The organism is Streptomyces sp. MK37H, from assembly GCF_018035285.1.
Taxonomy (GTDB): Bacteria; Actinomycetota; Actinomycetes; order Streptomycetales; family Streptomycetaceae; genus Streptomyces; species Streptomyces endocoffeicus.
In genome coordinates, this window is sequence record NZ_JAAAYH010000083.1 from 1 (window position 1) to 25,871 (window position 25,871).

Here is a 25,871-nt window from a genome sequence, read left to right on the forward strand (position 1 = left end):
ACACGGACGAGCCGGTCAAAAGTGATGAATGGGGCAACACGGTCGGCCGGACGGCGCGGAAGGCGTGGACGGCGCGCTGGACGCGCAGACTCTGCAGATGACGCCGCCACTTCCCGCTCCCGATGGATCGCCCAGGTCCGAATGTCATTCTCCCACCCGACACTGACGAGCACAGCGCTCGGTTCGGTTCGCGATCTGCGGACTTCTCCGACCCCGGTCCGCCGCCCCTCCGCGGCCCCCGCCCCACAATTGCGGCACCACCCCGGAAACCCTGTAGGCTGACAGCCCCCCTGGGGCGCATAGCTCAGCGGTAGAGCGCTGCCCTTACAAGGCAGATGTCGGCGGTTCGAACCCGTCTGCGCCCACCAGCGAAAAGACCCCCAGCCGATCTCGGTTGGGGGTCTTTGACATCCGCAGATGACATCAACGTCGGCGGCGGCCGAGCATCCGATCCATGTGGGCGATCGCTTCCCGTTTCAGCGCGTCCGGCACGTGGGTGTAGACATCCATCGTCACACTGATCTTGCTATGGCCAAGGATCTCCATCGCGACGCGGGGGTGCACGTTGCCCGTCGCGAGCAGGGTAGCGGCACCGTGGCGAGCGTCGTGCACCCGGATGCGAGGGACACCAGCCTTGGCGCTCAGCCGATGGAACGACCGAAGGACGTTGCTCCCCTCGATGGAGCGTCCCGTGCGGGTGGTGAAGACAAGGTCAGTCTCGTGCCAGTCGGCCCCTGCCTTGGTCCGCATGGCTTCCTGCCGCATGCGCTGCCACCGAAGCGGCGCGATGCACAGCACGGGTAGGGGAAGCGTCCTCTTGCGACGGTTCTTGGTGTCAGCCTCGTAGTTCTCGCCCCGAACCCGTTGACGCTGCTTGCGCACCTGGAGTGTCCGACCGTCGAAGTCGATGTCCTGCCACCGCAGGCCGACGAGTTCCCCGCGTCGCAGCCCGAGCCCGATAGCCAGCATGAAGGCCGCGTAAAGCGGATCACGGCGCGCCGTGAGGATGAACGCGAGCGTCTCTTCCAGCGTCCACAACTGCCCTTCGTAGGGGTCCACCTTTGGCGCTTCCACGAGCGTCACCACGTTGCGGGTGATCAGCTCTTCGCGACACGCCGCCGACAACGCAGACCGCAGCACCTTGTGCGACTCCTTGGCCGTAGCCGACGAGGACGCGGCAGCGATCGTCTTCAGGGCCGTCCGTACATCCCGCACGCTCAGCCGTTCCAGGCTCTTCTTCCCGAGCTGGGGCACCAAGTAGCGCCGAACGTGGGTCTCATACTTCGCCCAGGTGGTTCGTGAGCGGCGAGGCTTGATGATGTGCTCCAGCCAGTACGGCAGCCACTCACTCAGCTTGGCCGACCGTGTCGGCACGGCGATGCCGCTATCTACCTTGGCCAGCAGGACACGGCGCTTGGCGTCGCACTCGGCCCAAGTCCTGCCGTACGCGAACTTCCGGGCACGAGTGCCATCCGGCTGGAGCACGTACACAGCGGCCTGATACCGGCCGTCCTTGCGCTTGGTGATGGTCCCGGCCCCGTTGGGGTTGCGCTTGCGCTGAGCGGCCATCAGGCAGCCTCCTCAAGCCTGTCAGCGATGAAGCCACGTACGGCACTCGCCGGGATGCGCCGAGCCCGATCGATGGTGATCGAGGGGAGGCGACGGGAGCGGATCAGGTCGTAGACCTTGGAGCGGCCGAGCCGGAGGCGGATCATCACTTCGGGCACGGTGAGCAGGTCTTCGGTGTCGGCGGTCATGCGGTATCCCCCTCTTGTGCTTGCAGGTCTGCCAGGGCTTGGCGGGCGGTTTCGCGGGCGTCGGCGATGTCGCGGCGGATGTTGGCGGCGAGCCACGATTCACCGGGCGTGTGGCCGTGCCCGGCATAGGCCCAGTGGGCGACGACGAGGGTGGTTGCCTCGGGGTGGTCGTCGGGGTCGGGCAGGCCACGTTCCCGGCGCTCTTGGGCGGCGCGGTAGTCGGCGCGTGCCTGCCGGAGTGCGCTGAGGGTGGTGGAGTAGCGGCGGGATTTGGTGGAGAAGTGGCCCCGGAAACCGAGCATGTGAGCCCACTGCCAGAGCTTCCGATCGGGGTAGTGCTCGTCCAGGTCCCAGCAGGCGCGAATGAGGCGGCGGGTGTGGTCGGGCAGGTCGGGGACCTTGTCGAGTTCGGCGAGTTCGCCGATCCGGCGGTCCACGGTGCCGGTAGTCTCGGCCGCTTTGGTGGCGTACTTGGCGACGTAGGAGGCAACGGCCGGTTCGGTCAGCTCACCGGTTCCGAAGGCGCCGATGGGCCGGATATCGAGCTGCTCGCCCCAGCGCAGTACCCGGCCGGGGATGTCGCTGTCCTCGTTGCCGGGGACGGTCACCTTGGCACGGGCGGTCGCGGCGCGGAGGGCGTCGGTGAGCAGGTCGAAGGTGGCCCAGACCGGTGGGGATGTGTCGGGGCCGTCCGGTCCGTCGAGGCGGATCACGGCGTGGAAGTGGATGGCGCCCCGGCGCTGGTACTCGGCGACCTTGCCGTAGGAGATGCGCAGTCGCTCGCGTAGTTCACGCTGTGTGATGCCGACGCGGGCGGCGAGTTCACGCGGGAGGTAGATGGTCACGTAGCGCCACAGGTCGGAGGCGTGGTTGTTCCACAGGACCGCCGACGCGTAGTCGTACTCCTGTGGGTTCAGCGGGGTGCCCAGATCGGGATCTCCTTCGGGGTGTGTGGTTCCGCAACGGCAGCGTCCGGAGGTGGGGCGGTTGTGGACGGGGCCGAAGCTGGGCGCGGTGAAGGTGGCGAAGACGCGGGGGTGGTCGCGCACGGTGTCGGGGGTGCCCTTGGCGGTGTCGCCGACGAGTCCGGCCCGGATGAGGTGGTAGGTGTCTCCGGCGTAGGTCCAGGCGCAGGCCGGGCAGCGGGAGGCCCGGCGGTTGCCACAGGCGACGCGGAGTCGTCCGCCGGGCTCATGGTCGGTGCTGTAGTGGTGCAGGACCGTGCCGGTGGTGGGGTCGAGGGTCTTGGTGGAGCCGGTGAGGTGGATCGGGTCGGCGCAGCCGCCGTTGCGGCGGGTCTGGTCCATCCAGCGATCAAGGCCCGGGGACCCGGCCACCCTCAGGAGGTCTCCCAGGGTGGTCGGGTCCAGGCCCGCCATGGTGGCGGTGTCGGTCACCGGCGGTCCTCCTGTCGCGTGGGATGGGTGTCAAGCCATTCCTCCGCGCAGACCTTGTGGACGGGCTTGCCCTTGTCAGAGCGGAGCGGGGTGGGCTTGGTGCAGAGCACGCAGGGCTTGTCACCGGTGCGGTCGAAGTGGGAGCTGTCGCGCCAGTTCAGGAGGTTGCGCATCACCGGCCACCTCCTTCGCGGCGGTGGGCGGGGCCGTGGTTGGCGGTGTAGTCGGCGACCAGGTCCATGACGTTGTCGGTGCCGGTGGCACGATCGCTCGCGCCGCAACGGCACACGTAGTCGGCGAAGGGTGTGCCGGTCTGCTGGCCGTCGGCGATGCGGATGCCGGGGAAGTCCGGGGTGGGGGTCAGGTCGGCCACGGCGATCACTTCCCGGCCCGGACGAAGGCGGGAGCGTGGGTGGCGATTCCTGCGCCCTGGCAGGCCGGGCAGGTGACGCGGATGGTCACGCGGGAGCCGTCGAGGTGCCGACTACCGGTGGTGATGGCGACGGTGGGGAAGCCGTCGCAGGCCGGGCAGCGGCGCGTGTGGGCATGGGTGCGCTGAGGCATGATGGTGGTTCCCTTTCGGGTCAGTGGATCTGGAAGTGGGATCAGGCGCCCGGGGCGGCGGTCTTTGGCGAGAGAGCCGCCCTGGGGGCCGTTAGCGGTGGTGTCCGCGCCGGGGCTTGGAGTAGCCGGGCGGGATGGCCTCGTACGTGGTCTTGCCGTGCTCGAAGGAGGCGGCGTCGGTGTCGCCGTTGGACTGCTCGGCGAACTGCCGGGCGATCCGGCGCACGGTCTTGCGGTCGCCGTGCCGTTTGGCGTTGGCGTACTCCCGGCCCAGCTCGGCCATGGCGGGGTTGGCCGGGGCCTCTTCCTTCTTGCTGGAGAACAGATCGCGGAATCCCATGGCTTATCGGCCCTTCTTCGCGAGGCGGATCGTGACGCCCGCACCGCCCACGGTGGGGACGGCAGCGGCAGCGGCGGCCATGGCCATCTGGAAGGTGATGGCGGCGACGATGATGACGACGACGATGCCGCCGGTGATCGTGATGGTGAGCAGGATCGGCCCGGCGTAGGAGCGGGGCGGGGCTTGGACGATGACCACGCGGGAGGGGTCGGCGCCGGGCGGGATCAGGTGCGCGGGGCGGTGTCCGGCACGGAGCTGGGCGTCCGGGTAGCGCATCGGGGTCACCTCCTCTCGGGTCAGTTGCAGCGGTGGGTGCGGGCGGCGAGTTCGGCGGCAGAGCGGTCCGAGTAGTCGGCGGAGAAACCGCAACCGGGGGCGGTGCAGGCGGCGGTGTGCTTCTCACGTCCCCGGCGGTCGTTGTGGGTGCCGACCTGGACGGGGCCGATGCGGATCACGTCGCGGAAACGGTGCGGGCGCATGGTCAGCTCTCCCTGTTCGGGCCGAGCCAGTCACTGAGGATGCGTTCAGCTTCGGCCGGGTCACTGGTGCGGGCCGCTGCCTCTTCGACGAGCAGTCGGGCCAGGGCCGGGCGTCCGGACTCGGCCATCTCACGGGCCGCGTCGAGAAAATCGGCGGGGCTGTCGAAGGCACGTCGGAACATGGCGGTGCTCCTTTCAGGTGAGTTGGGCAGCGATGGCATCGGCCATCGGGGCGGGGACACCGAGGCGTGCGCGCAAGGTGTCGGTGTCGATCGGGGCGCCGGTGGTCGCACGGTGGGTGTCGGCGACTTTGCGGGCATGCTCGACCAGGGCCGGGGGCACCTGCATGGAAGGCACCTTCGGGACGGGTGCGGGCAGCTCGGGAGCAGGTTCCGGGGCGCGGTCCACCGTGATGTCAGCGACCGGTTCCGGATCAGACGGCACCGCAGTCGGGGCGGGGGCAGGCTCCGGGGTGTTGGCAGGAGTTGGGCTGTGGGCCAGGAGGGTGCCGCCGAGGAAGGCCAGCGCGGGCCATCCGGCGACGATGATGCGCAACACGGCCGGAATGTGGTTCATGTCGAGCAGTCCGGCGGTGGCGATGTTGGCCCCCAGCGATGCGGCGAGCGCGATGATGAACCAGACCCATGCGGCGGTAGCCGAGTCATCCCCGGCCCGCAGGGTGCGCATCCGGCGCCATGCGGCGACGAGCAGCAGGTCAACCGAGATGGGGTAGGCCCAGGCTTTCCAGCCGTGCTGTCCGGCTGCTTCGGCCAGGTCATGCAGGTGGGCGAAGGACAGCGAGCCCGCGATGAGGGCTTGAATCAGTACGGGGTCGGGGCGAAGCGAGCGGAGCATGGTGGTCACCTCCTTTGAGGTGTGAGCCGGGGCCGGGCGGGGGCGCGATGACCTTCCGCCCGGCGCCGCGCGTGGTGTTCAGGTCGAGGCGAGACCGGAGCCGAAGCAATCGGGGCAGAGCCCGGTCTGGTGGTGTCCGGTCTTCCGGCAGCCACGGCCGAGGCGGATCTCGGTGGTGGTCTCGCCGCTGCCGTTGCAGGTGGGGCACTTGGCCGGGGCGGTGGTCTTCCGGCGGGCGGTGGTGGTCTTCCGTGCGGCCATGGCGATCACTCCCGTGTTTCAGGCATGGCGGTGGTAGGCACCTGGCGCGATGCGGTCGCGCCGACCGTGGTGCGTGGGGGGTTACTCGGTGACCGGCTTGGGCTTGACCAGCGACGGAGCATTCGCCGGGTCGGCGATGGCCGGGGCGACCGGGCGCCATGCGGCGATCGCGGGGACGTTCGGGGTCAGGTGCGCGAACTGTCGGCAGGCGGCAGCCACTTCGCTAATGCTGATCTCGGGGGTGCGGATGCGGGTCCAGCCGCCGGAGGTGTCACCGGCCACGGCCAGACCGGGGCGGTCCGGCGGAATCGTGGTGGCGACCGACACGGCTTCCGGGGCGATGTCGCCCAAGCCCATCTCTGCTGTCTGCTTGTCGTTGACGCGGTGCACCACACGGCCGGTGAGCTGTGCGCGGAGCATGGTGGCGCCCCTGCCTAGCTCGGAGCCGAAGCGCTGCCCGCAGATCTCCAGGTAGATGCCGACCGCCCGGGAGAGTTGGGCGATGCGGATCAACTGGGTGACCATGCGATCCCGGCGCTCTTCGTCCTTCCTGGTGGCGACCATGAACAGCTCGGCCACCTCATCGATCAGGACCACGATCGGGACCGGTCGCTTGTCCGCCGGGAGTCCCCAGATGTCGGAGGTGATCTCCACCTCCGGGGTACCAGCGGTGATGCCCTGGTGTTCCTTGAGCAGGTCCAAGCGGTCGTCCAACTCACCCACAAGCGCATCTACCAGGCTGGACGCTTCATTCGGGTTGGTGGCCAGGGCCGACAGGCGGGAGGAGAACGGGGCCTGTTCGACACCGCGTTTGCAGTCGATGCCCACCAGTGCGATCGGGCGTTCGGCGAGTCCCTTGATCAGGTTGCGCTGGTACATGGACTTGCCTGACTGGTTCGCTCCGAGGGTCAGGGCGTGCGGGATGGCCCGGTAGTCCCGGACGAACGCGGTCCCGTCCTCCCGTCGCGCAACCGGGATCACCATCGGCCGACGCGAGACCCGGCGCGGCATCTTCACCCGCCGCAACACGTCATAGCCGGTCATGCGCAGCTCGACCGTGCCGGGCTTGCCCTCCACCACGTGCACGGCGTGGACACCCCAGGCGTGACGGAGCCGGTTGGAGGCGGCGGCGATGTCGGCCGGTTCCATCCCGGCGGGCAGTCGCAGCGTCACCCGCAGCCCGGTCGAGGTGGGCCGAACGCGGCGAAGCTTCGGCGGCACGGGCTGTGCCTCACGGCTGCGGGTGACCGTGCGGGAGAGGAAGGCGCGGAGGCGGGACGGGGCGACCGTCAGGCCGCACACGTCCATCGTGGTGCGGTAGGTGAAGGCGAACCGAGTGCGGACGATCGGCATGCCCACCAGCGACCAGTAGACCGCCGGAGCCTTAGCGCGGGCGTACCCGAGGCCCCCGGCAGTCCCGGCCAGCGGGGTGCCGATCTCCAGCAGCGTCACCAGGTCCGACATGGCTCAGGCCCCCGCCACGATCGCGGTCGCACGGAAGGAGATCCCGTGACGGGTCTGGCCGTTGAAGGTGTTCTCCCAGTCCCGCGCCTTGAGCCCGACCACCGACACCGGAGTGCCCGGCGCCAGTCCCTCGGGGATGCCCGTCTCGGGAACGGTCACCTGGTAGAGGTTGCCCTCACCCTCATCGGAGATCAGCAGACCCACCGTGGACAGGAACGCACCGGTCTCCCGGTCCACGGCCTGTTCCTTGGTCTGCTTGTTCACCAGCTTCGGAGTCGGCGCAGTCGCGACGAACACCACAGCGGTCGAAGTGTCGATCTTGAAGGACGGCATGAGCGCTTCTCCTCTTGCTACGAGGTAGCCGCCGGTCGGCCACCTCTCTAGAGATGACTCCAGTGAAGGGCATCTCTAGAGAGGAGTCAAGGGGCATCTCTAGAGAGGTTCGTGATTGGTCGCAACGGGCACTCCCCGGTAGACGTGCCTTGACGCACGGCTAGGCTGTCTAGAGATGAAAGGAGGGCTACATGACCACCCAGGGCAACGGCCGCCAGCCGAAGTACCAGCGGATTGCCAACGCGTTGCGAGACTCGATCCGGGCGGGCGAGTACGGCCCAGGTGATCGGCTGCCTGGAGAGAACGACCTCATGGCCACCTATGGAGTGGCGCGCATGACCGCGAGGCAGGCGCTAGGTGTCTTGCAGGCCGAAGGCATCACCGAGTCCCGTAAGGGAATCGGGGTGTTTGTCCGAGCTTTCCAGCCGCTTAGGCGGCGTGGAATTCAGCGACTGTCACAAGAGCAGTGGGGGGCGGGTCGCTCCATCTGGTCAGCAGACATTGGTGATCGCACCCTATCTGTAGATCAGATCCGAGTCACGGAAGAAAGTTCCCCGGACTTCATCGCTCCCGTTTTGGGGATTGAGGCGAATGCAGCGGCATGTGTGCGAAGCCGCCGGTACGTACTGGACGGCAAGCCCGTGATGCTGGCCACGTCCTATTTTCCGGCTGATCTCGTTGCAGGGTCTGCCATCACGCAAGAAGACACGGGTCCCGGTGGCGTATACGAGCGACTCGCAGAACTGGGGTACAAGCCAGTTCATTTCCGCGAAGAAATTCGCTCCCGGATGCCATCGCGTGATGAGGCGAGCCGACTCGATCTGACGATGGGAACACCCGTAATCGTCATCTGTCGTACCGCATTCGCTGACGAAGGGCGCCCAGTGGAGGTCAATGAAATGATCCTTGATTCGGCCGCCTACGTCCTCGAATACGACTTCGACGCCTGACCGCTCAGTCTTGCCACGTCCGTCGCTGACGAGCCGCTGCAAATACTTCTGCGACTTGAGTCGGTGACAGTTTCGGAGTTAGCCCGGAGAGCCGCCGATCAGCCTCAGTGCCGTTGATGACCAGCACGGGGGGAACGGCGCTCTTCGTGGTTATCTTGGCCGCACCGACGACAGCGAGCACCGGCCGTACCTCGACTGGCCAGCCGCAGGTTGCGGATAACCTTTTCGCTGCAACCGACGCTTCAGATCGACTTATCTGGACGTATCGCGTTGATGTGCGGTTCACCGTTAGGGCGTGGTCGCCGAGCCAAATGGACTTTCCCCGATGGTGCTTAGTGTTTACGGCGAACACTCCAGGTGGGCCGATCACAATGTGATCGATGTCTGCCCCAGAGGGCAACTCGATTGAATGCAGGATATGCCACCCACGGTTTGAGAGGCGGTTGAGGCGTGCTCCTGTTATGCGCTCGCCTCGCAGGCCAACTATCCAGCTATGGGCTTCGCTGACGTTCCACCATCGAGCAAGTAGGCGGAGCAGTGCATTCGGCTCTAGAGTTTCGATATGGCGCCGAAGGGTGTCTCCCGGTCGATTGAGTGACACGTCATCGCTGTCTTTGGGTGCAGGGGCATCTTGAGGTGAATTCACGACCGTAGGTGCGACGGATGGTTGATGTGAAGCAGAATTCCCCGTCAGGTATGGCGCCAGAACTGTTAAGGCATGATCTCGATAATCCTCGTAGAGAACGGAGATGAATCCGGTTTTACAGTCGTACCAAGCGACAGCTTTGCCATCTGTGGAACGGTTCACGTATAGCCGTTCATGGCCATACCGTCGCCACGGTTGAACACGGAGTTCTTCCACTGTTCCCTCCCCCATAGCGGATCTTAGGCTTCCAAGTCAGCACACGCGCGAACGCAGGCCAAGAGGGGGATTTGCGCCAGCGTGGCCTAAAAGCGTGGGAGCTGTTACAGGTTTCTCTACCTCATCAAGGCCCCCGGCTGCGCTCCGCTTCGCCGGGCGCGCTCCCGGCTCCCGGTCGCGCTCTGCTCCTGCCTCCGGCCCGCGCCGCGCACCGTCCGCCGACGCGCGCCCACGGGCGAGAAGGCCGGGGCCGGGGGCGAGTCCCAGTCGACCAGCATCAGGCCAGAGAACACGCCTCCGGCGGGGGCGCTCAGGCTCCGGGATGGCGGGGGCTCCGTCTGCGTCCGCAGGTCCATCGTGGCGTGCGCGGGGCCCCCATCCCGTCACCGTCGTCCCAGGCAGAGCCGAGCAGACGAGGCCCCTGGCGTCCAGGTCGTTCGTACAGTGGCGCGCTCCACCTGGACGCCAGGGACCACGCCCGCTCCACGGTGTGTGGGACGACGGCGACGGGATGGGGGCGGGGTGGAGTGTGGTTGAGCGAGGTGGCGAAGGTGGAGGTCAAGGAGGGGTGGGTGACATCCACACCTGACATCAACAGGCACGGATGTCGGCATACAACGGCGACTTTGAGCGACCACGACGACCCCGGGCAGGTACCACCGAACAGGCGCCGGACGCGCCGCGAACCGAACTTACAAGGCAGATGTCGGCGGTTCGAACCCGTCTGCGCCCACACTGATTGACCGCAGGTGAGAGGCGGTATCTGCCCTCCGATTCAGTCGAATTGGGGGGCAGCTTCATGTCTGGAGTCCACATCCCCAAAGGATCATGTTGTGCACCGGGGTGTAACCCTGTGCGCCAGGGGGCGCAGTCCATACAGTGAGACCCCGAGGGGCGCCGCTGCTCCCGATCCAGCGTCGCCACTGTCTGCGAATACCTCGGAGTACGCGTATGGAACACCGGTGGGAGACCCCGGGCGCCTAGTCCGGCAGTCGCCAGCTCACGCCGTCCGGCTCGTCCAGCCACAGCGCATGACCCCCGTCCGGTGAGACCGTCAGGCCGTAACGCTCATGCCCTGGCCGTCCGGCATCCCGCCACTGGGTGAGCAGCGGCTCCCGCTCAGCCCACAGATCACGCGGCCCGCCGTGATCGAGCCGAGCGGTCATGACTCCGGTCCCGGTCATCGTGATCCGCGCCCACGACGAGCTTTCTGAGTCGAAGAGGCAGCGCGTCTGCCGCCCGTCGCCGTCGGCCAGAGCGAAGTCGGCTACTCGCGGGTGCAGCAGCGAGGTGAGGAACTGCGCTCCGGGGGCATCCAGGGCCACAGGGAGGGTGATCTCCCGGGCCTGGCCGGACCATGTCAGCAGCGGCTGCACGAGTCGCCCCGCGGTGGTGCCCATGGCGTCAGGAGTCGGCCGGGCGTTCATGAAGGTGGCCAGGCCGTGGAGGAACCGGCCGTCGGCGGAGTGGTTGGCTGCGAGCACCAGGCGCACGATGCCGCAGCCGATGTTGGCCACGATCACCCCGCCCGGGCGCAGTTGATCCCGCCAGGACGTCGGGATCCGGCCCACCCCGCACGACGCCAGCAGCCGGTCATATGGTGCGCGCTCCGGGTAGCCGGCCATCCCGTCTCCCGCGACGAGGGTGGGTTCGTACCCGGCCGAGCGAAGGCGGGTCTTCGCCGCGGCCACGAGCTCGGGGTCGACGTCGACCGTCACGACGTGGCCGGGCCCGAGGCGATGGGAGAGCAGCGCGGCGTTGTAGCCGGTGCCCGCGCCGATCTCCAGCACGGTGTCGCCGTCCCGCACATCGAGGGCCTCGAGCATCTCGGCCATGAGGGAAGGCTGCGTGGAGGAGCTGGTGGCAGTGCCGTCCTGGTCGAACTGGGTCAGGAGCGATGCGTCGCTGTAGGCCGCGGCCAGCCATGCGGGGTCGCCCTGGCTGTACTTGTGCAGCGTGCCCTGTGCCCGGACGGTGAAGTCGGGGACGAACTCGTGGCGGGGGACGCTGAGGAAGGCGGCGCGCCACGGCTTGGACCGGATGCGGCCAGCCCTCACGAGGTGGTCGGCCATGTGCTGGCGCAGCTGATCGGACGAGGGCGTGTCGGTGATCATGTGTGGGCGCTCTCCAGTAGGTCAGCGAGTGCTCGGGTGATGGGGGCGCGCAGGTCCGGGATGAATCCCCACTGTCCGTTCGGGTTGATGTCGACCAGGCGCCAGTCCCCTTCTGAGTTAACGAGGAAGTCCAGGGCGACGTATTGGAGTCCGAAGGTGAACATCAGCATGTGGACGCCTCCGGCGATGTGCTCGGGCACGTCGCAGGGCTTGAAGGTCAGGCTGTCGTAATCGGTGCGGAAGTCGATGCGAGAGGCGTCGGAGCCTGCGTGGATCTCGGCGGCGAACAGGTTGTGCGCGACCGCGGTGAGCCGCACCTCGTATGCCTTGTCCACCCACTCCTGGAACTGGTGGGCGGTGAGGGCAACCGAGTGGTCGATTTCGCCGGGCTGGACCTGCGTTGTCCACAGGGCCCGTGGTCGGTCGTCGCGGTCGCTGGGGTAGGTGGTGCCGAGCGCTTTGTAGGCGGCGATTTGGCCGGGCAGTGCTGAGACGAACTCGCGGGCCTGGTCCGGGTCGTTGGTGATCAGCGTGCGGGGGACAGACAAGCCGCCGCGGGCTGCTGCGGCCAGGGCGACGGGCGGGTACGCGGCCAGGGCGTTTCGATTCGGGTGGTTCACCCACAGGCAGGGCAGCGAGTACAGCAGCCCGCTGAACCCGGCCCGCGCCTCAGCGTCGGCCCACCGCGCGTCCTGCTCGGACATGTCCGGGTGCAGGTGGTGTGCGGCTGGCCGCCGGTAGTACACCGACCGGACATCAGTGAGAGAGACGTCCCGGTGCTGACCACGTAAGGCGCCCTCCCACGACGTGTGGTCGGGACCGATCCGGGCCGCCATGCTCAGGCTCTCCGGGAAGTCTCCGGGGTCGAGGCGATGGACAGGTACGGATCGCTCGTTGAGCTCCGCTATGACCAGGTCAGCGGTCGCATCTTGGGGCCGGGTCAGCACCAGGACAGTCATGATTCAGATCCCTCTGTCAGGCGACGTCAGTCCGTGTCGTTCTCGGTGTCGGTCGCCAGCTGGCTGTCCTCGCGGGTCTGCGTCGTGGTCGTGATCTGGGACTTCATCGACGGCTCGTGGATGAAGGGCGTCCCGGCCGTGGTCACGCTGATCTGCCGCTCCGGGCAGAGCTGCAGGGCAGGCATGACGAGCTGCTCATCGCGGACAGGGACGGCCTTGGACAGCCCGAACGGCCTCACGGTCGGGTGGGTCTGGGTGCGGTCCATGGTCAGGGTCATGGCGTTCTCCATTCGTGTGTGGATCTTCTGTGAGGGGACTCCGGCCCACGGTCCCGTTTTCGGGGCCGGAGTCCCTGCCCTGTGGTCGGCGGCCGCGCCTGGGCTGCACCGGCCGCAGGGTGTCTGGGAGGATGGGCCGCCGACCCGGTGAGTCCGGCACGGGGGATCCGGACTGCCGGCGGCCCACCCGGTCTATGGGTCCGGCGTGCCCGCGATGCAGAGCACGACGACAGGCACGAGCAGCGCCAGCCCTGCGCCGACGACCACGCCAGCACGGGCGACGCGGAAGGCGTACAGAAGAGTGGCCCTACGCCGCATCAGCAGCCTCCTCGTGGCAATCGCAGTCGCAGCGGACGGTCAGGATGAGGTCGCCGAGCTGCTGACCCTCTCGCGGAGGCAGCCGTACTTCGTGGGGGCCGCGGCATTCCTGGTGCAGGGCCGCGTACTGGGAGCGTTCGGAGGCCAGGCGGCACTCGGGCTCAAGATGGCGGTTCGAGGTGGTCACCGGGTGCGCCTTTCCTCGCGCGGCCCGAGAGCCGCCTGCGCCGCTATCCGCAAAGCGGTGTGCAGGACTATGGGGTCGGTGAGATACCGGTCGTAGCGGAGCGGCAGGCGCCAGTGCACGCCGATCCCCTCGGTGCGGTCCGCCGGGGGGACGTCGATGTAGGCGGTCTCGCCTCGGACGTCGACAGTTGGGAGCCAGCTCATGTCCCACTGGCGGGCGGCGCCGGGTTCGATCAGCCAGTTCAGGCGCCGGTCGAGGGGGTCGTCGATGACCGCGCCGGTCGCGTCCCCAAGGAGCCGCAGTGCATGCTCGCCCAAGGCTTGAGGCACGCGCACGGCGTCCCACCATTTCCCAGCGGGCAGTAACTGCACGACGTGCTCGTTGGGCGGTGTCCATGGCAGGGCTTCGGTACTCATGCGTCCCCTTCCCGGTTACGGGTAGTGAGGAGACGAAACCGCGCGTCATGCTGTATCGACCAGCGCTGACCCGCGACGCGCATACGCGTATGCAGCTAGCGCATACGAGTAGCGGGCAATCCGTGAGACCCAGGTACCAACAGGAGTAGGCATGAACTGGTCTTCACAGGCGATTCGGAACGCCGCCCGCCAAGGCGACTACGGGCGGGTCGTCAGCCTGGCCCGCCGCGACGCCGGTGTCTCCCAGAGCCAGCTCGGTGACGCATGCGGGATCAGCCAGTCCGCCATCTCTCGTCTCGAAGGACGCGGCACAGCCTCATACGACATGACCATCCTGGCGAGAGCCGCCACGCACCTGCACATCCCCCCGCGTCTGGTTGGCCTCGCCGACCACACAGCGGCGCATGTCGCCGAGAATGGACAGCACGACGTGCACCGGCGCAACTTCCTCGCGGGGACCGCGGCGGCGATCGCCGCGCCCACCTTGTCAACTCGTCACCCCGAACCCACGGACACCGGCCAGGCCGCGACCCTCCGCGTGGCCACCACGGCCTTCCGCCGACTGGACGGCACCACCCCCTCCCGGCAGCTCCACGAGCCAGTCCTGGCCCACCTGCGGCTCACCCAAGCCATCACCAGCGACGCCGAAACGACCGAGCAGCGAGCCCGCTTGGCCGCAGTGGGCAGTGAAGCCGCCTCCCTCGCCGGTTGGCTGGCCTGGGACATGAACGACATCGGATCGGCCCGCACCTGGTACGGCGCAGCCATCAAAGCCGCGCGTACCTCCGGCGATCGACTGCTCCTTGCCTACCAACTCGGCAGCCTGGCCGGATTCGAGGCAGACGCCGGGAACGCTCCCCAGGGTCTTGCCCTCGTCCGCAAAGCCCATCGCCAGCTGGGCGACGCAGCACCGGCCATCGCCACCGCGTGGCTCGGCACGATCGAGGCGCTCGCACACGCGGCCGCGGGGTATCGTCCCGCCGCGGAGAGCGCGCTCGACCAGGCCGCCCGCAGCACCGACGCCGTCCAGGACGAACAGCCGCCGCCGTGGCCATGGGTGTTCACCTTCACCCACACCAAGGTCGCAGCGACCCGGCTCACCTGCGGTGCACGGCTCGGCCTCCCTGGATGGGTGGCCGCCTCCCAGGACGCAGCCGCAGCAGCCCTCACATCAAGCCACGAGAAGCAGCGTGCGCTGCTCACGCTCGACTTGGCCGCCGCGCAACTGGCGACTGGTCGGCTGGATGGTGCGTTCGCTCTGGCCGGGCGGGCACTCGAGACAGGCGCACGGTATCGGTCAGGTCGGATCATCGAGCGTGCCCGTGGGCTCCGGCGGTCCTACACTTCGACGACTCCACCCAGAGTTGTCCGCGAGTTCGACGACCGCCTGCACGGCATCTACCTGTGATCGCGAAAGGAGCGGCCCATGCGCCTCGGCATCACCGGCCACCGCGGTCTTCCCCCGGAGACGGGGCGAATGGTCTGCCGGGCCCTTCAAGAGGAAGTCGCGCGCCACGGGCCTGATCTGGTCGGGGTCTCGTGCATTGCCGACGGCCCGGACGCCTGGTTCGCTGAGCTGGTACTGGAGGCTGGCGGTCGCCTTGAAGTGGTGGTCCCTGCGGAGAAGTACCGCGAGGGTCTGCCGGAGGAGCACCACCAGACCTATGACCGTCTCATCCAACAAGCCGCCGACATCCACCGCACGGGCATGGTGGAGTCGGACTCGGAGGCGCACATGGCCGGGAGTGAGATCCTGGTGGGTCTGGTGGACGAGTTGGTCGCTGTGTGGGACGGGCAGCCAGCTCGCGGATACGGCGGCACGGCCGATGTTGTGGCCTACGCCGTGCGCACCGGTGTTCGTTCTCGGGTGATCTGGCCGGAGGGCGCTGCCCGGGACTGATCCAGCGACAGCTGAGCATGCGGCGTCACGCTCACCCGCGGCCCCTGCTGGGACGCAGAAGCGCTTCCTCAAGTGGTTGGACACGGCATAGCAGCCTCGGGGAAGGAACATTGGCCCGTCGGCGCCTGGCCGCGGCTCACGATGCCTGCATGCCGCCGTCGACGGAGAGGACCACTCCGGTGACGTAGGAGGCGCGGTCGCTCAGCAGCCAGGCGGCGGCCTCGGCGACTTCCTCGGGCTCGGCCGCGCGGCGCAGCGGGGTGCGCGCGTTGAGCTGGTCGATGACGCCCGGCGATTCCGCCTCCCAGCCGCGCATCATCTCGGTCAGCGTGGTGCCGGGGGCGATGGCGTTGACGCGGATTCCTTCCGGGCCGTAGGCGACGGCGGCCGACTCGGTGAGGCTGTGGACACCTCGCTTCATCGCGCTGTACGCGGGCAGTACGGGGTTTCCCCTCCAGCCGCCGACGGACGAGGTGTTGACGATGGCGCCCGTGCCGGCGGTCGCCCTGATCGCGACGACCTGAGCGGCCAGGGCCAGCCAGACGCCCTTGAGGTTGACGCCGTACTGCTGGTCGAAGTCCGCCTCCTGCACCTGGTCCATCGGGCCGATCCGCTGCGTGCCGATCGCCCCGTTGTTGAAGGCGATGTCGAGTCGGCCGTACGCCTCCACGGTGCGGTCGACGGCGGCGCGCACGCTTGTCGCGTCGGCCAGGTCGCACACCGCGTACTCCGCGGTGCCGCCCGCCGCCCGGACCTGTTCGGCCACCGCTTTGAGCTGGTCCTCGGTGCGGGCCGCGAGCAGTACCCGGGCGCCTTCCCGGGCGAACAGCCGCGCCGCGGCGGCGCCGATGCCGCAGCCGGCTCCGCTGATGAAGGCGACGATCGCACTTGGCCGGTGGCCCAACCCACGGTCCATGCCGCGTCCAGGCCCGGTACGGGCTTTCTGTTCCTCGGTAGCCGATCGTGTCGGCTCGCTCCGTACCATCCTGTGCTCCACCGCATCAGCAGCCCGCTCTCGTCGCTATCGCTCTTGGTGGTCGAAACGGAACGGGCGCCGGGCTGCTGGCGGCCGTGCCCCAACACGGTCCTCCTCGAAGCCCCGGCGCCCGTTCAAGTCCGCCTGAGGCCGGGCCACGGCGCACCTCCGCCCGGCCCCAGGCAGCCCATTGATCAGGCGTTCTTGTACTGGGTGTCGTCGGCGGTGTCGAAGTTGTTCGTGCCCAGCGTCACCTTGACGACGTCACCGGCGTCCAGGACGACCGGAGCGGTGTACACGGGAGCGGTGGTCTGCGTGTTCATGATTCCTACCTCCATGGCGTTCCGTCCCTCGCACCCGGGAATGGGCGCGCTGTGGACGTCGTACCTGGCCACGCGGCCGGGGCCGGGGGAGCCGTAATTTTCCCGACCGCCTGGCCCTGACAACCAGTCAACTCAGGTCGGGGCGTTGGCGGTACGGTGTCGGGCAGGCAAAGCGGTATATCGGGTATACGGGGCAGGTACTCATGACCAAGCGCACGCCGAATCTCCAGCTGAGGAACCTTGTCGCCGAGTCCGGGCTGACCTACGAGGCCCTGGCCAAGGAGGTGCGCGCCGTAGCCGCCGAGTGTGGGGTGGCGTTACGGACCAACAAGTCCACCATCGAGCATTGGATCAGCGGTGTGGTCCCCGCAGGCGATACCGGCCGCTATCTCGCTGTGGCACTCTCCCGCCAGCTCGGCCGCCTGCTGACCTTTCACGATCTGGGTCTCGTGCCGCATGAAGAGGAGGATGAAAGCCTCGGACTATCCCTCGGCGAGGATCCGCTGGACGCCCTGCTACCGATGTGGAGCCACGAATTGAACCGGCGCCGTTTCCTCAGCACCTCCGCCTACTCGGTCGCCGCCGCCGGCCTGCCCCTCCTCTCGTACGTCCGAGAGATCGCCGACCGCACGGCCGCCGCCCGCGCCGGTCAGACCATCGGCATGGCCGAAGTTGCCGCGGTCCGTGACATGGTCCGGCTCTTCTCCGAGATGGACGAACGCCACGGCGGACAGCACGGTCGCAGCGCCCTGGTGCAATACCTGCGCGACGACGTCGCCCCCCTGTGCAGAGGCCGCTTCCGAACCGACGCGACCCGCCAGCAGATGCTCTCCGCCGCCAGTCGCGGTGTGCATCTGCTCGGTTGGAAGTCCTACGACGCAGGACAGCAGGGCCTGGCCCAGCGCTATTACCTGCAGTCCTACGCGCTCGCCGTCGAGTCCGGCGTTCCCGGGCACGATGGGTTCGTGATGCGCACGATGGCCATGCAAGGGCTCAAGCTGCACCGGCCCGAGCACTGCCAGGCCCTTGCTGAGACCGGGTTGAACCGCGCCAAGGGCAAGGTGGACGTGCAGACCGAATCCCTCTTCCGCGTCGTGCACGCCCACACCCTGGCCAAGTCCCAGCAGAGGCAGGCGGCCGTTGCTGAGGCCGAGCGGGCGCGCACTCTCCTTGCCGCCGACTGTGGGGATGAGGTGCCGTTCTGGGCTCTCGCCTGGGGCCCGCCTGCCGCGTCGGTCTACTCGCGCAACGCGAAGGTCTACGAGACGCTGGGCGATCGGAGGAACGCAGCGGAGCAGTACGCGCGGGCCGCCGCATCTCGCCCGGCAAACTATGCGCGAATCGTCGCCCTCGACCTGGTGGCGAGCGCGGAGATGCAGCTCAAGGGCGGCAGCATCGAGCAGGCGTGTGCCACCTGGAACAGGGCGATGGACCACATGGACGGTGTGCGGTCCGTCCGCACCCGCAGGGCTGTGACTCGGATGCGCAGCGGGCTCGCTCGCTTCCGCGGCCGCGGTGTGCGCTGTGCGGCTGATCTGGATGAGCGGGCCGTGGAGTTCCTTACCGCGACCTGATCGCTATCCAATGGAGGGGCTGACCAGCGGCTTATGATCCCGCGTGGAAATCCCCGACAGCTCATCGAACGCCAACGCGCCGCCGACGCCGAGCGCGCCCAGCTCAGCGGACTCGACTGGCGGCGCGCACGCTTGTCGCGTCCGCCGGGTCGCACACCGCGTACTCCGCGGTGCCGCCTGCGGCCCGGATCTGTTCGGCCACCGCTTCTGCTCCTACCTCCGCCTTCCGTACACGGCCGAGACCGACCTCCCGCAGGACGACGCGGATGCCTAGCGTTCAACGGTGGCACGGTCAACCTCTCCGACGCGAGTGGTGCAGCGCCGATTGGCCTGGTCCTCTCGCCCGAATCACCCACGCCGACCGGGCTGGTCCCACCTTCGGTGTGGCACTCAAGAGAGCCCTGACAGGGCCGATGTCGCCCTGGCGGTCCGCGCTGCGCTAGGGCCGCCGCGAGGGTAGTGGCTGGAGCGTGGGCCAATGGGTGAGCATCGCGGCGCGCATGGCCATCGCGAGCCGGCCCAGATGCTCGAGCTCGCTGCCGTTCATGGCCATCTGGCCGACGATCCCGAGACGGTGGGCGAGCCGCTGGCGGGCCGTCGCCGTGCCCCACCGCCAGTCCCCGTGGGGGAGCTTGGACAGGTGGTCGGCGGTTCCCCGGTGAGCCCGCTCGACGAGCGCGTCGCCTCGAAGCAGCCAGCCCGCGCACGCGTCGGTGAGATCGTCCTGGACATCGGTGCCTGTCGCCTGGTGCCAGGCGGTGCGGTAGGCGGCCTCGGCCGCGTTCAGCAGCGGCTGGGCCGGGGCTGTGACGCACCAGCAGGTCGGGAAGCCGATGCGAAGGTAGGCGAGTTCCATGAGCCCATTGCCGAGCGCGGCCTGTTCGAAGTCGATGAACCTGACCCCGCTGCCGGTGTGGATGTCGTTGCCGGGGCAGGGATCGCCGTGCAGCAGGGCATGCCCGGGCGCGTGGGTCAGGCGGTTCACGAGGTCGTCCAGCTCGGTCCGCACCGAGGACGGCACCGTGCGGCCGAGCGCTTGGGCGAGCCCGAGGAAGGAGCCGATGTCCTCTCTCGTGGGGCCGGCCCAGGCGGGGAGGAGACCGACGTCGTCAGGGCTGGTGGCCGCGTGGAGTCGGGCCAGCGCCTCGGCATAGCCGATCACCCAGTCGTCGGACGGCGGTTGATCGCCCAAGTCCTCCAGGACCAGCACCCGTTCATCGGGGTCGGTGCCGAGGAGCCCTGGCGCGACGGGCGGGTCGACTCGGGACGCGAGCCGTAATGCGGCTACCTCGCGAGCGTATCGCTCGGTGGCCTCCGGGCCCTCGATGAGCTGCTTGACCACCACCGGTGTGCCGGACAGCTCGGCCCGCCACACCCGCGATCGCGGGCTGCTGTCCAGCCTGCGAACCCGGCGAGGCGAACCCAGTTCGGCCCGCAGCTTCTCCCCGAACGGCGGCGGTGAGCACATGGCCTGATCCTCCCATGTACGCGAACACCGTTGCCGGTGAACAAGGGAGGGAAGACGCGGTTCTACCGCGACTCGAGGAAGTGGACCTCGCGGGGCCTGACCTCCAGGTCGCTCAGGCCGTCGGGCGTCGCGCCCATCTCGCGGGCGAGGCCGGCCGTCGCCCGGAAGGCGTCCTCGGACTCGAAAGCGCCGGTGGTGACGACGGCAACGGTGACGACGGCAACGCCGTCCGGGGTGGCCCAGACCCCGGCGGACAGAAAGCCCGGCTGCTGCCGCATCGCCTCGGTGACCTCGTGGCACTCGGCGACGAACGCTTCGCGGTGCTCGGGGGCCGGGTAGTGGAAGGCAACGAATCCGAATGACCCGGGGGATGACCACCTCCCCAGGAAGTGCGTTGCTGATCCTCGCTGTTCGGCCATTGGCGGCCCGAGATGCCTCGCGACACGCCCGTGGCAAAATCAGCGGGTGCAGATCGGGATGCTGGGGCCACTCGAGGTTCGCACGGACGACGGCGGCTCGGCCGACGTGCCGGGGGCGCGGTTGCGCGGACTGCTGGTCGCCCTTGCGCTCAGGCCGGGGCAGGTGGTCCCGAAGGCGTCGCTCGTCGACTGGATCTGGGGGGAGCAGCCGCCCGCCGATGCGGCGAATGCCCTGCAGCGCCTGGTTTCCCGGCTGCGGAAGGCGCTGCCGGGCGGGGTGATCGAGGGGCAGCCGGACGGCTATCGGTTGATGGTGGAGCCGGATGCCGTGGATGCCGTGCGGTTCGAACGGCTCGTCGGCGCGGGCCAGGGCCGTGCCGAGGACGGGGCCCGGCGGGCGCGGCTGTTGCGCGAGGGCCTCGAGCTGTGGCGCGGTGCGGCCATGCAGGACGTCGGTCTGCAGGAAAGCGCCGCGTTCGAGGCCGCGGTCGTACGGCTCGAGGGGTTGCGGCTGACGGCCACGGAGGAGCGGGCCGAGGCGGAGGTCACTCTCGGGCGAGGTGCGGAGCTGGTGGCGGAGCTGACCGATCTGGTGGCCGCGCACCCGGTGCGGGAACGGCTCGTCGCCGCGCTGATGCGGGCCCTCGTCGCGGCCGGTCGGGACAGCGAGGCGCTGCGGGTGTACCAGCGCGCGCGGGAGGCGCTCGCCGACGCGCTGGGCGTCGACCCCTCGCCGGAGCTGGCCGCGTTGCACGTCGCGCTGTTGCGGGGCGAGCTGGGGCGTGGCGCGCCGGGGCGGGGGGAAGCGAACCGTAAGAGCAACCTGCGCGCCGAGCTGACCAGCTTCGTCGGCAGGGGCGCCGATGTCACCGCGGTCCGCGGGCTGATCGCCGAGCACCGGCTCACCACCGTGATCGGACCGGGCGGCGCGGGAAAGACCCGGCTGGCCACGGAGACCGCGCGCACGCTGCTCGGCGAACTGCCGGACGGGGCCTGGCTGGTGGAGCTCGCCGCCATCGGCGCGGACGGCGACGTGGCGCAGCCGGCGCTCGCCGGGCTCGGCCTGCGGGACGCCCTGCTCGGCGCGGCGCCGAACGCGGAGCTGACGGACCGGCTCATCGCCGCGGTCCGGGAGCGGGAGGCGCTGCTGATCCTGGACAACTGCGAGCATGTGATCGAGTCGGCGGCGGTGTTCGCCCACCGGGTGCTGGGGGAGTGCCGGCGGCTGCGGATCCTGGCGACGAGCCGGGAACCGCTCGGCATCACCGGGGAGGCGCTGTGGCCGGTCGAGCCGCTGGCCCTGCCGGAGGGGGACGCGGGCCCGGGCGAGATCGGGTCCTCGCCCGCCGTTCAGCTGCTGCGGGACCGGGCCGGGGCGGTGCGCCGGGGCCTGGCGGCAGACGCCCGTACGCTGGCGACGATGGTGCGCGTCTGCCGGGCGCTGGACGGGATGCCACTGGCGATCGAACTCGCCGCGGCCCGGTTGCGCACCATGTCCATCGATCAGCTCGCCCACCGGCTCGACGACCGGTTCCGCCTGCTGACCAGCGGCAGCCGCACCGCGCTGCCACGGCACAAGACGCTGCGCGCGGTGGTCGACTGGAGCTGGGAGCTGCTCACCGACGCCGAACGGATGGTGTTGCGGAGACTCTCGGTGTTCTCGGGCGGGGCGAGCCTGGAGGCGGCCGAACGGGTCTGCGCGGGCGGCGGAGTCGAGCAGGAGCAGGTGCTGGAGCTGCTCACCGCGCTGACCGAGAAGTCGCTGCTGGTCGCCGAGGGCGGCCGCGTCCCGCGCTACCGCATGATCGGCACGATCAAGGAGTACGCCGGGCAACGGCTCGCGGAGGCGGGGGAGTCGGACCTGGCGCGCCATGCGCATCTCGCCCACTTCACCGAGCTCACCGAGACCGCGGAACCGCGTCTGCGCCGCGCCGAGCAGCTGGAGTGGCTGGCCACGCTCGAGGCCGAGCACGACAACATCGGTGCGGCGATGCGCGGCGCGCTCGCGGCGGGCGAGGCGTGGGCGGCGATGCGGCTCGCGGCGGGCGCGGGCTGGTACTGGTGGCTCGGCGGGCGCAGGACCGAGGGCCTGGAGCTGATCACCGCGGCCACCAGGACGCCCGGGGAGGTGCCCGACGACGTACGGGCCATGGTGTACGCGCTGATCGTGCACTTCGTGACCTCCGGGCGGAGCGACGAGCGGCAGGCCGCGGAGTGGATCCACGAGGCGCACCGGCTCAGCCGGCGCGGCCACCACCACCCGGGGGTGAAGTTCATCGCGGTGCTGGAACGCATGCTGCACGCGCCCGACGCGGCCCTGACCGCGTTCGCGCCGCTGCTGGACGACGAGGACCCCTGGGTGCGCGCGCTGGCCCGGTGGCACATGGGCAAGATGCGGATCATATTCGGGCAGGACGGGCGGGAGGGCCTGGACGGGCGGGACTGCCAGGAGGGGCAGGCCGGGCAGGAGGGGCAGGCCGGGCAGGAGGCGCAGGCCGGGCAGGAGGGGCAGACCGGGCAGGCCGTGCGGGCCGGGCAGGAGGGGCAGGACCACGACGGCCGGGACGGCCGGGACGGGCAGGACGGCCCGACCGCGGAGGCGTACCTGGATGCGGCGCTCGCCGAGTTCCGGGCGCTCGGCGAGCGGTACGGGATCTCGCTCGCCCTGACCGAGCTGGCGAACCTGCTCGCCGTACGCGGCGACTTCGCCGGTGCGTGCGAGCACTACGAGCAGGCGATCGCGGTCGTCAGCGAGGTCGGTGCCACCGAGGACGTCATCCGGATGCGGTCGCGGCAGGCGCAGCTGTACTGGCTGCTGGGCGACGAGGACGCCGGCGCGGCCGCCATCGCCGAGGCGCAGCGGTGCGCGGAGCGGGTCACCTGGCCGGACGCGCTGGCCGAGCTGGCCTTCTCGAGGGCGGAACTCGCCCGGTGGGACGGCGACGCCGAGGAGGCGCACCGGCAACTCGGCCTCGCGACGGCCATGCTGGGCGACGAGGCGGAGCGGGCGGACATCCGCGCGGTGACGCACGACCTGCTCGGCTACCTCGCCGACGACCTCGGCGAGGCCCGGGCGCACCGCGCGGCGGCCTGCGAGACGGCGGCCGAGGTGGGATACGCGCCGCTGATCGCGCATGTGCTCGTCGGGGTCGCGGATCTGGCACTGCGCCGTGACGAGCACGCGCAGGCCGCGCGGCTGCTCGCGGCGAGCGTGGGCGTACGCGGGCTGCGGGACCGCGCCCACCCGGACCTGGCCCGGATCGAGCGGGCCGCGCGGTGCCGCCTCGGCGACGCGGAGTTCGCCGAGGCGACTCGGGACGGGACGCGCACCAGCTGGTCCCAGCTGGTCGGGGTCACGCTCGCTTCCTGAACGTGGCGATCGCCCACACGTATCCGACGAGCGCGAACCCGACGCACCAGGCGACGGCCGCGAACGCGTCGCCGGTCGACGGGTGGCCGCCCGACAGCAGCCCGCGCAGCGTCTCGATGATCGGGGTGAAGGGCTGGTACTCCGCGAACTGCCGCACACCGGTCCCCATCGTGTCCGCGGGCACGAACGCGCTGCTCAGGAACGGCAGCATGATTAGCGGCACGGTGCCCATGCCCGCCGACTCCACGGTCTTGGCGGCCAGGCCCATGGCGACCGTGAGCCAGCTGGTCGCGAAGGCGAGCAACAGCATGAGGCCGATCACGGCGAGCCACTGGAGGAAGCTCGCATGCGGACGGAACCCCATCGCGAAGCCGACGCCGATGATGACCGCGTCGGCGATCAGACTGCGCACCGTGGTGGAGACGACATAACCGGCCAGCACGGCACCGTGGGAGACGTCCATGGCCTTGAACCGGTTGTTGATGCCCTTCATCATGTCGCCGTTCACGGCCGCCGCGGTCGGCCCCAACCCGTACGTGATGGCCATGACGGTCAGGCCCGGTACGGCGTAATCGACGTACTCGCCCGTGACCTTGAAGGCGCCGCCGAAGACGTAGACGAACATCAGCATCATCACGACGGGGAACAGGACCGCCTGGAAGACCGTGACCGGATTCCTGACCGTGTGCTTGAAGTTGCGACGCAGCATGATCGCCGCGTCTCCGAACGACGTCGAGACAGTGCTCATTCCGCGATCGCCTCCGTGGTGGTGTGCGTGGTGTGTGTGGTGTGCGTGGTTTCCGCGGCCTGTGTGGCGTGACCGGTCAGGGCGAAGAAGACGTCATCGAGGTCCGGTGTGTGCACCGAGAACTCTTCTGCGGTGATCGTCTGTTCATCGAGCTTGTCCAGCAGGGCGCGCAGCGACTTCGAGTCACCGTTGCTGGGCACCCGCAGGGTCAGCTCCTGGTCGTCCCGCGTGGACCCGGGCAGGGCCCCCGCCGCCGCGTCGAGTTCGCGGAGACCGGCGAACCGGAGCCGGACGTGGGTGCCGGGGACCTGGCGCTTGAGCTCCTCGGAGGTGCCCTGGGCGACCAGGCGGCCCTGGTCGAGCACCGCGATCCGGTCGGCGAGCTGGTCGGCTTCGTCGAGGTACTGGGTGGTGAGGAAGATGGTGGTGCCGTCGGCCACCAACTCGCGGACGATGCCCCACATCGCGCGCCTGCTGCGCGGGTCAAGACCGGTCGTCGGCTCGTCCAGGAAGATGATCCGCGGGTTGCCGACCAGCGTCATCGCCAGGTCCAGCTTCCGGCGCATACCGCCGGAGTAGGCCGCCGCCATCTTGTCCGCCGACTCCACCAGGTCGAACCGCTCCAGCAGCCGCCTGACCACCTGGTCGCCGGAGCGCACGCGCTTCAGGTCCGTCATCAGCCGCAGGTTCTCCCGGCCCGACAGCAGCTCGTCCACGGCGGCGAACTGGCCGGTCACGCCGATGACCGCGCGTACCTCCTTGATCCCGGTCACCACGTCGTGCCCGGCGACGCGCACCGTCCCGGCGTCGGCCTTCATCAACGTCGTCAGGACGTTCACGGTCGTCGTCTTGCCCGCCCCGTTCGGGCCGAGCATGGAAAAAACCGATCCCGCGGCGACCTCGAAGTCGATGCCGTCGAGCACGACTTTGTCGCCATATGCCTTGCGCAGCCCGGAAACTGCGATCGCCGAACTCTTCATGTCCAACACGGTCTCGGCCGGGCCTGACACCCGCCTGTCACGCCCCTGACACGGCCCCTGACGCGGCTCCTGACACGACCGCTGACATGGCGTTGTGCCTTCTTGACCTTGTCGCGACGGCAGGGCTTCTACTGAGAGCCAACGCACCGAAGCGACTACCGCGCTCGCCAGGACGACCCCCGAGAGGACGCCAAAATGGCCACCACCCCTGAGAAGAACCTGGTTTCAGAGAAGAACCCGGCCCTGCTGCGCAGGGCGTACGAGTCGCTGGAGCGCGGCGATCTCGACGCGTGTGTCGACATGCTGACGGAGAACTTCATCGCCAACGTCCCCGGCGTCCCCGACCCGCTGCACGGCCGGGACGTCTGGCGGCAGGGGACTCAGGCCATGCTGGACGGCTTCCCCGACCTGAAGATCGACATCGACGACATGTTCGGCGTCGAAGACAAGGTGGCGGTGCGGGTCCACTTCCACGGAACGCACCGGGGCACCTTCCAGGGAATCGCGGCGACGGACCGGCAGATCAGCTTCCGGAGCATCGAGATCTACCGCATCGAGGGCGACAAGATCGCCGAGGAG

At 69.2% G+C, this 25,871-nt stretch carries 32 protein-coding genes and 1 tRNA gene; 7 read left to right on the forward strand and 26 right to left on the reverse strand.

Annotated features, from left to right (window positions below; translation table 11 throughout):
- Positions 1–293 precede the first annotated feature (293 nt).
- Positions 294–368: transfer RNA gene (locus GWI24_RS14635), tRNA-Val, on the forward strand.
- A gap of 55 nt (positions 369–423) precedes the next feature.
- Here the strand turns inward: GWI24_RS14635 and xerC are convergent.
- The 14 genes from xerC to GWI24_RS14705 form a co-directional block, all read right to left on the reverse strand.
- Entirely contained in the window at positions 424–1,569 is a 1,146-nt protein-coding gene (gene xerC / locus GWI24_RS14640; protein ID WP_210946381.1) for a tyrosine recombinase XerC, read from the reverse strand.
- A complete protein-coding gene (locus GWI24_RS14645; RefSeq protein WP_210946382.1) occupies positions 1,569–1,757 on the reverse strand; it encodes a helix-turn-helix domain-containing protein in 189 nt (62 codons plus the stop codon). The genes xerC and GWI24_RS14645 overlap by 1 nt, the downstream gene beginning before the upstream one ends.
- Positions 1,754–3,154: a replication initiator protein RepSA gene (gene repSA / locus GWI24_RS14650; RefSeq protein ID WP_308343642.1), complete on the reverse strand. Its 1,401-nt coding sequence runs from the start codon at positions 3,152–3,154 to the stop codon at positions 1,754–1,756. The genes GWI24_RS14645 and repSA overlap by 4 nt, the downstream gene beginning before the upstream one ends.
- Positions 3,151–3,327, reverse strand: coding sequence for a hypothetical protein (locus tag GWI24_RS14655; protein WP_210946383.1), 177 nt, complete (start codon positions 3,325–3,327; stop codon positions 3,151–3,153). The genes repSA and GWI24_RS14655 overlap by 4 nt, the downstream gene beginning before the upstream one ends.
- A complete protein-coding gene (locus tag GWI24_RS14660) occupies positions 3,327–3,527 on the reverse strand; it encodes a hypothetical protein (protein WP_210946384.1) in 201 nt (66 codons plus the stop codon). The genes GWI24_RS14655 and GWI24_RS14660 overlap by 1 nt, the downstream gene beginning before the upstream one ends.
- 5 nt (positions 3,528–3,532) lie before the next feature.
- A complete protein-coding gene (locus GWI24_RS14665) occupies positions 3,533–3,718 on the reverse strand; it encodes a hypothetical protein (RefSeq protein WP_210946385.1) in 186 nt (61 codons plus the stop codon).
- A 91-nt stretch (positions 3,719–3,809) separates the two neighbouring features.
- Positions 3,810–4,058 carry a hypothetical protein gene (locus tag GWI24_RS14670; protein WP_210946386.1) on the reverse strand — a complete coding sequence of 83 codons (249 nt, stop codon included), beginning with the start codon at positions 4,056–4,058 and terminating at the stop codon, positions 3,810–3,812.
- Positions 4,059–4,061: 3 nt separating this feature from the next.
- Entirely contained in the window at positions 4,062–4,334 is a 273-nt protein-coding gene (locus GWI24_RS14675) for a hypothetical protein (protein ID WP_210946387.1), read from the reverse strand.
- Positions 4,335–4,354: 20 nt separating this feature from the next.
- Positions 4,355–4,537, reverse strand: a complete 183-nt coding sequence (locus GWI24_RS14680; RefSeq protein ID WP_210946388.1) for a mobile element transfer protein — start codon at positions 4,535–4,537, stop codon at positions 4,355–4,357.
- Between the two features lie 2 nt (positions 4,538–4,539).
- A complete protein-coding gene (locus GWI24_RS14685) occupies positions 4,540–4,719 on the reverse strand; it encodes a hypothetical protein (protein WP_210946389.1) in 180 nt (59 codons plus the stop codon).
- Between the two features lie 13 nt (positions 4,720–4,732).
- On the reverse strand, positions 4,733–5,392 hold the full coding sequence (locus GWI24_RS14690; protein ID WP_210946390.1) for a DUF2637 domain-containing protein: 660 nt from the start codon (positions 5,390–5,392) through the stop codon (positions 4,733–4,735).
- A gap of 78 nt (positions 5,393–5,470) precedes the next feature.
- A complete protein-coding gene (locus GWI24_RS14695) occupies positions 5,471–5,653 on the reverse strand; it encodes a hypothetical protein (RefSeq protein WP_210946391.1) in 183 nt (60 codons plus the stop codon).
- An 81-nt stretch (positions 5,654–5,734) separates the two neighbouring features.
- Complete coding sequence (locus GWI24_RS14700) at positions 5,735–7,117, reverse strand: FtsK/SpoIIIE domain-containing protein (protein ID WP_210946392.1); 1,383 nt, start codon at positions 7,115–7,117, stop codon at positions 5,735–5,737.
- Between the two features lie 3 nt (positions 7,118–7,120).
- A complete protein-coding gene (locus GWI24_RS14705) occupies positions 7,121–7,450 on the reverse strand; it encodes a hypothetical protein (protein WP_198270543.1) in 330 nt (109 codons plus the stop codon).
- 191 nt (positions 7,451–7,641) lie between these two features.
- On the opposite strand from GWI24_RS14705, the gene GWI24_RS14710 reads away from it, so the two are divergent.
- Positions 7,642–8,400, forward strand: a complete 759-nt coding sequence (locus tag GWI24_RS14710; RefSeq protein WP_210946393.1) for a GntR family transcriptional regulator — start codon at positions 7,642–7,644, stop codon at positions 8,398–8,400.
- Between the two features lie 4 nt (positions 8,401–8,404).
- Here GWI24_RS14710 and GWI24_RS14715 read toward each other — a convergent pair whose 3' ends face one another.
- The 6 genes from GWI24_RS14715 to GWI24_RS14740 form a co-directional block, all read right to left on the reverse strand.
- Complete coding sequence (locus tag GWI24_RS14715; protein ID WP_210946394.1) at positions 8,405–9,277, reverse strand: nuclease-related domain-containing protein; 873 nt, start codon at positions 9,275–9,277, stop codon at positions 8,405–8,407.
- Positions 9,278–10,242: 965 nt separating this feature from the next.
- Positions 10,243–11,376 (reverse strand): methyltransferase domain-containing protein, encoded by a 1,134-nt coding sequence (locus GWI24_RS14720; protein WP_210946395.1) that lies wholly within the window; start codon positions 11,374–11,376, stop codon positions 10,243–10,245.
- On the reverse strand, positions 11,373–12,335 hold the full coding sequence (gene tgmB, locus GWI24_RS14725; protein ID WP_210946396.1) for an ATP-grasp ribosomal peptide maturase: 963 nt from the start codon (positions 12,333–12,335) through the stop codon (positions 11,373–11,375). Before tgmB ends, GWI24_RS14720 begins: the two co-directional genes overlap by 4 nt.
- A 26-nt stretch (positions 12,336–12,361) precedes the next feature.
- Positions 12,362–12,613, reverse strand: coding sequence for a putative ATP-grasp-modified RiPP (tgmA, locus tag GWI24_RS14730; RefSeq protein ID WP_210946397.1), 252 nt, complete (start codon positions 12,611–12,613; stop codon positions 12,362–12,364).
- A gap of 307 nt (positions 12,614–12,920) precedes the next feature.
- On the reverse strand, positions 12,921–13,118 hold the full coding sequence (locus GWI24_RS14735) for a hypothetical protein (RefSeq protein WP_210946410.1): 198 nt from the start codon (positions 13,116–13,118) through the stop codon (positions 12,921–12,923).
- The gene (locus tag GWI24_RS14740; protein ID WP_210946398.1) at positions 13,115–13,534 is read right to left on the reverse strand and encodes a hypothetical protein; all 420 of its coding nucleotides are present in this window, start codon (positions 13,532–13,534) and stop codon (positions 13,115–13,117) included. The genes GWI24_RS14735 and GWI24_RS14740 overlap by 4 nt, the downstream gene beginning before the upstream one ends.
- 151 nt (positions 13,535–13,685) lie before the next feature.
- Between GWI24_RS14740 and GWI24_RS14745 the strand changes: the two genes are divergently transcribed.
- Both GWI24_RS14745 and GWI24_RS14750 read left to right on the forward strand, forming a co-directional pair.
- Positions 13,686–14,942, forward strand: a complete 1,257-nt coding sequence (locus GWI24_RS14745; protein ID WP_210946399.1) for a helix-turn-helix domain-containing protein — start codon at positions 13,686–13,688, stop codon at positions 14,940–14,942.
- 18 nt (positions 14,943–14,960) lie between these two features.
- Positions 14,961–15,434 (forward strand): hypothetical protein, encoded by a 474-nt coding sequence (locus GWI24_RS14750; RefSeq protein ID WP_210946400.1) that lies wholly within the window; start codon positions 14,961–14,963, stop codon positions 15,432–15,434.
- Positions 15,435–15,570: 136 nt separating this feature from the next.
- Here GWI24_RS14750 and GWI24_RS14755 read toward each other — a convergent pair whose 3' ends face one another.
- Together GWI24_RS14755 and GWI24_RS14760 are read right to left on the reverse strand one after the other, a co-directional pair.
- On the reverse strand, positions 15,571–16,350 hold the full coding sequence (locus tag GWI24_RS14755) for an SDR family NAD(P)-dependent oxidoreductase (RefSeq protein WP_210946401.1): 780 nt from the start codon (positions 16,348–16,350) through the stop codon (positions 15,571–15,573).
- Positions 16,351–16,604: 254 nt separating this feature from the next.
- The gene (locus GWI24_RS14760) at positions 16,605–16,733 is read right to left on the reverse strand and encodes a lasso RiPP family leader peptide-containing protein (RefSeq protein ID WP_182470555.1); all 129 of its coding nucleotides are present in this window, start codon (positions 16,731–16,733) and stop codon (positions 16,605–16,607) included.
- A 203-nt stretch (positions 16,734–16,936) separates the two neighbouring features.
- Here GWI24_RS14760 and GWI24_RS14765 point away from each other — a divergent pair, with 203 nt between their 5' ends.
- Complete coding sequence (locus GWI24_RS14765) at positions 16,937–18,307, forward strand: hypothetical protein (protein ID WP_210946402.1); 1,371 nt, start codon at positions 16,937–16,939, stop codon at positions 18,305–18,307.
- Between the two features lie 439 nt (positions 18,308–18,746).
- Here GWI24_RS14765 and GWI24_RS14775 read toward each other — a convergent pair whose 3' ends face one another.
- The gene (locus tag GWI24_RS14775; protein WP_210946403.1) at positions 18,747–19,775 is read right to left on the reverse strand and encodes a phosphotransferase family protein; all 1,029 of its coding nucleotides are present in this window, start codon (positions 19,773–19,775) and stop codon (positions 18,747–18,749) included.
- Between the two features lie 62 nt (positions 19,776–19,837).
- Positions 19,838–20,194, reverse strand: a complete 357-nt coding sequence (locus tag GWI24_RS14780) for an antibiotic biosynthesis monooxygenase (protein ID WP_210946404.1) — start codon at positions 20,192–20,194, stop codon at positions 19,838–19,840.
- Positions 20,195–20,240: 46 nt separating this feature from the next.
- Between GWI24_RS14780 and GWI24_RS14785 the strand changes: the two genes are divergently transcribed.
- Complete coding sequence (locus GWI24_RS14785) at positions 20,241–23,564, forward strand: BTAD domain-containing putative transcriptional regulator (protein WP_210946405.1); 3,324 nt, start codon at positions 20,241–20,243, stop codon at positions 23,562–23,564.
- Here the strand turns inward: GWI24_RS14785 and GWI24_RS14790 are convergent.
- Entirely contained in the window at positions 23,548–24,312 is a 765-nt protein-coding gene (locus tag GWI24_RS14790) for an ABC transporter permease (RefSeq protein WP_210946406.1), read from the reverse strand. The genes GWI24_RS14785 and GWI24_RS14790 overlap by 17 nt on opposite strands.
- The gene (locus GWI24_RS14795) at positions 24,309–25,292 is read right to left on the reverse strand and encodes an ATP-binding cassette domain-containing protein (protein WP_210946407.1); all 984 of its coding nucleotides are present in this window, start codon (positions 25,290–25,292) and stop codon (positions 24,309–24,311) included. Before GWI24_RS14795 ends, GWI24_RS14790 begins: the two co-directional genes overlap by 4 nt.
- 195 nt (positions 25,293–25,487) lie before the next feature.
- Between GWI24_RS14795 and GWI24_RS14800 the strand changes: the two genes are divergently transcribed.
- The coding region (locus GWI24_RS14800; RefSeq protein WP_210946408.1) for an ester cyclase at positions 25,488–25,871 on the forward strand (384 nt) is incomplete at its 3' end.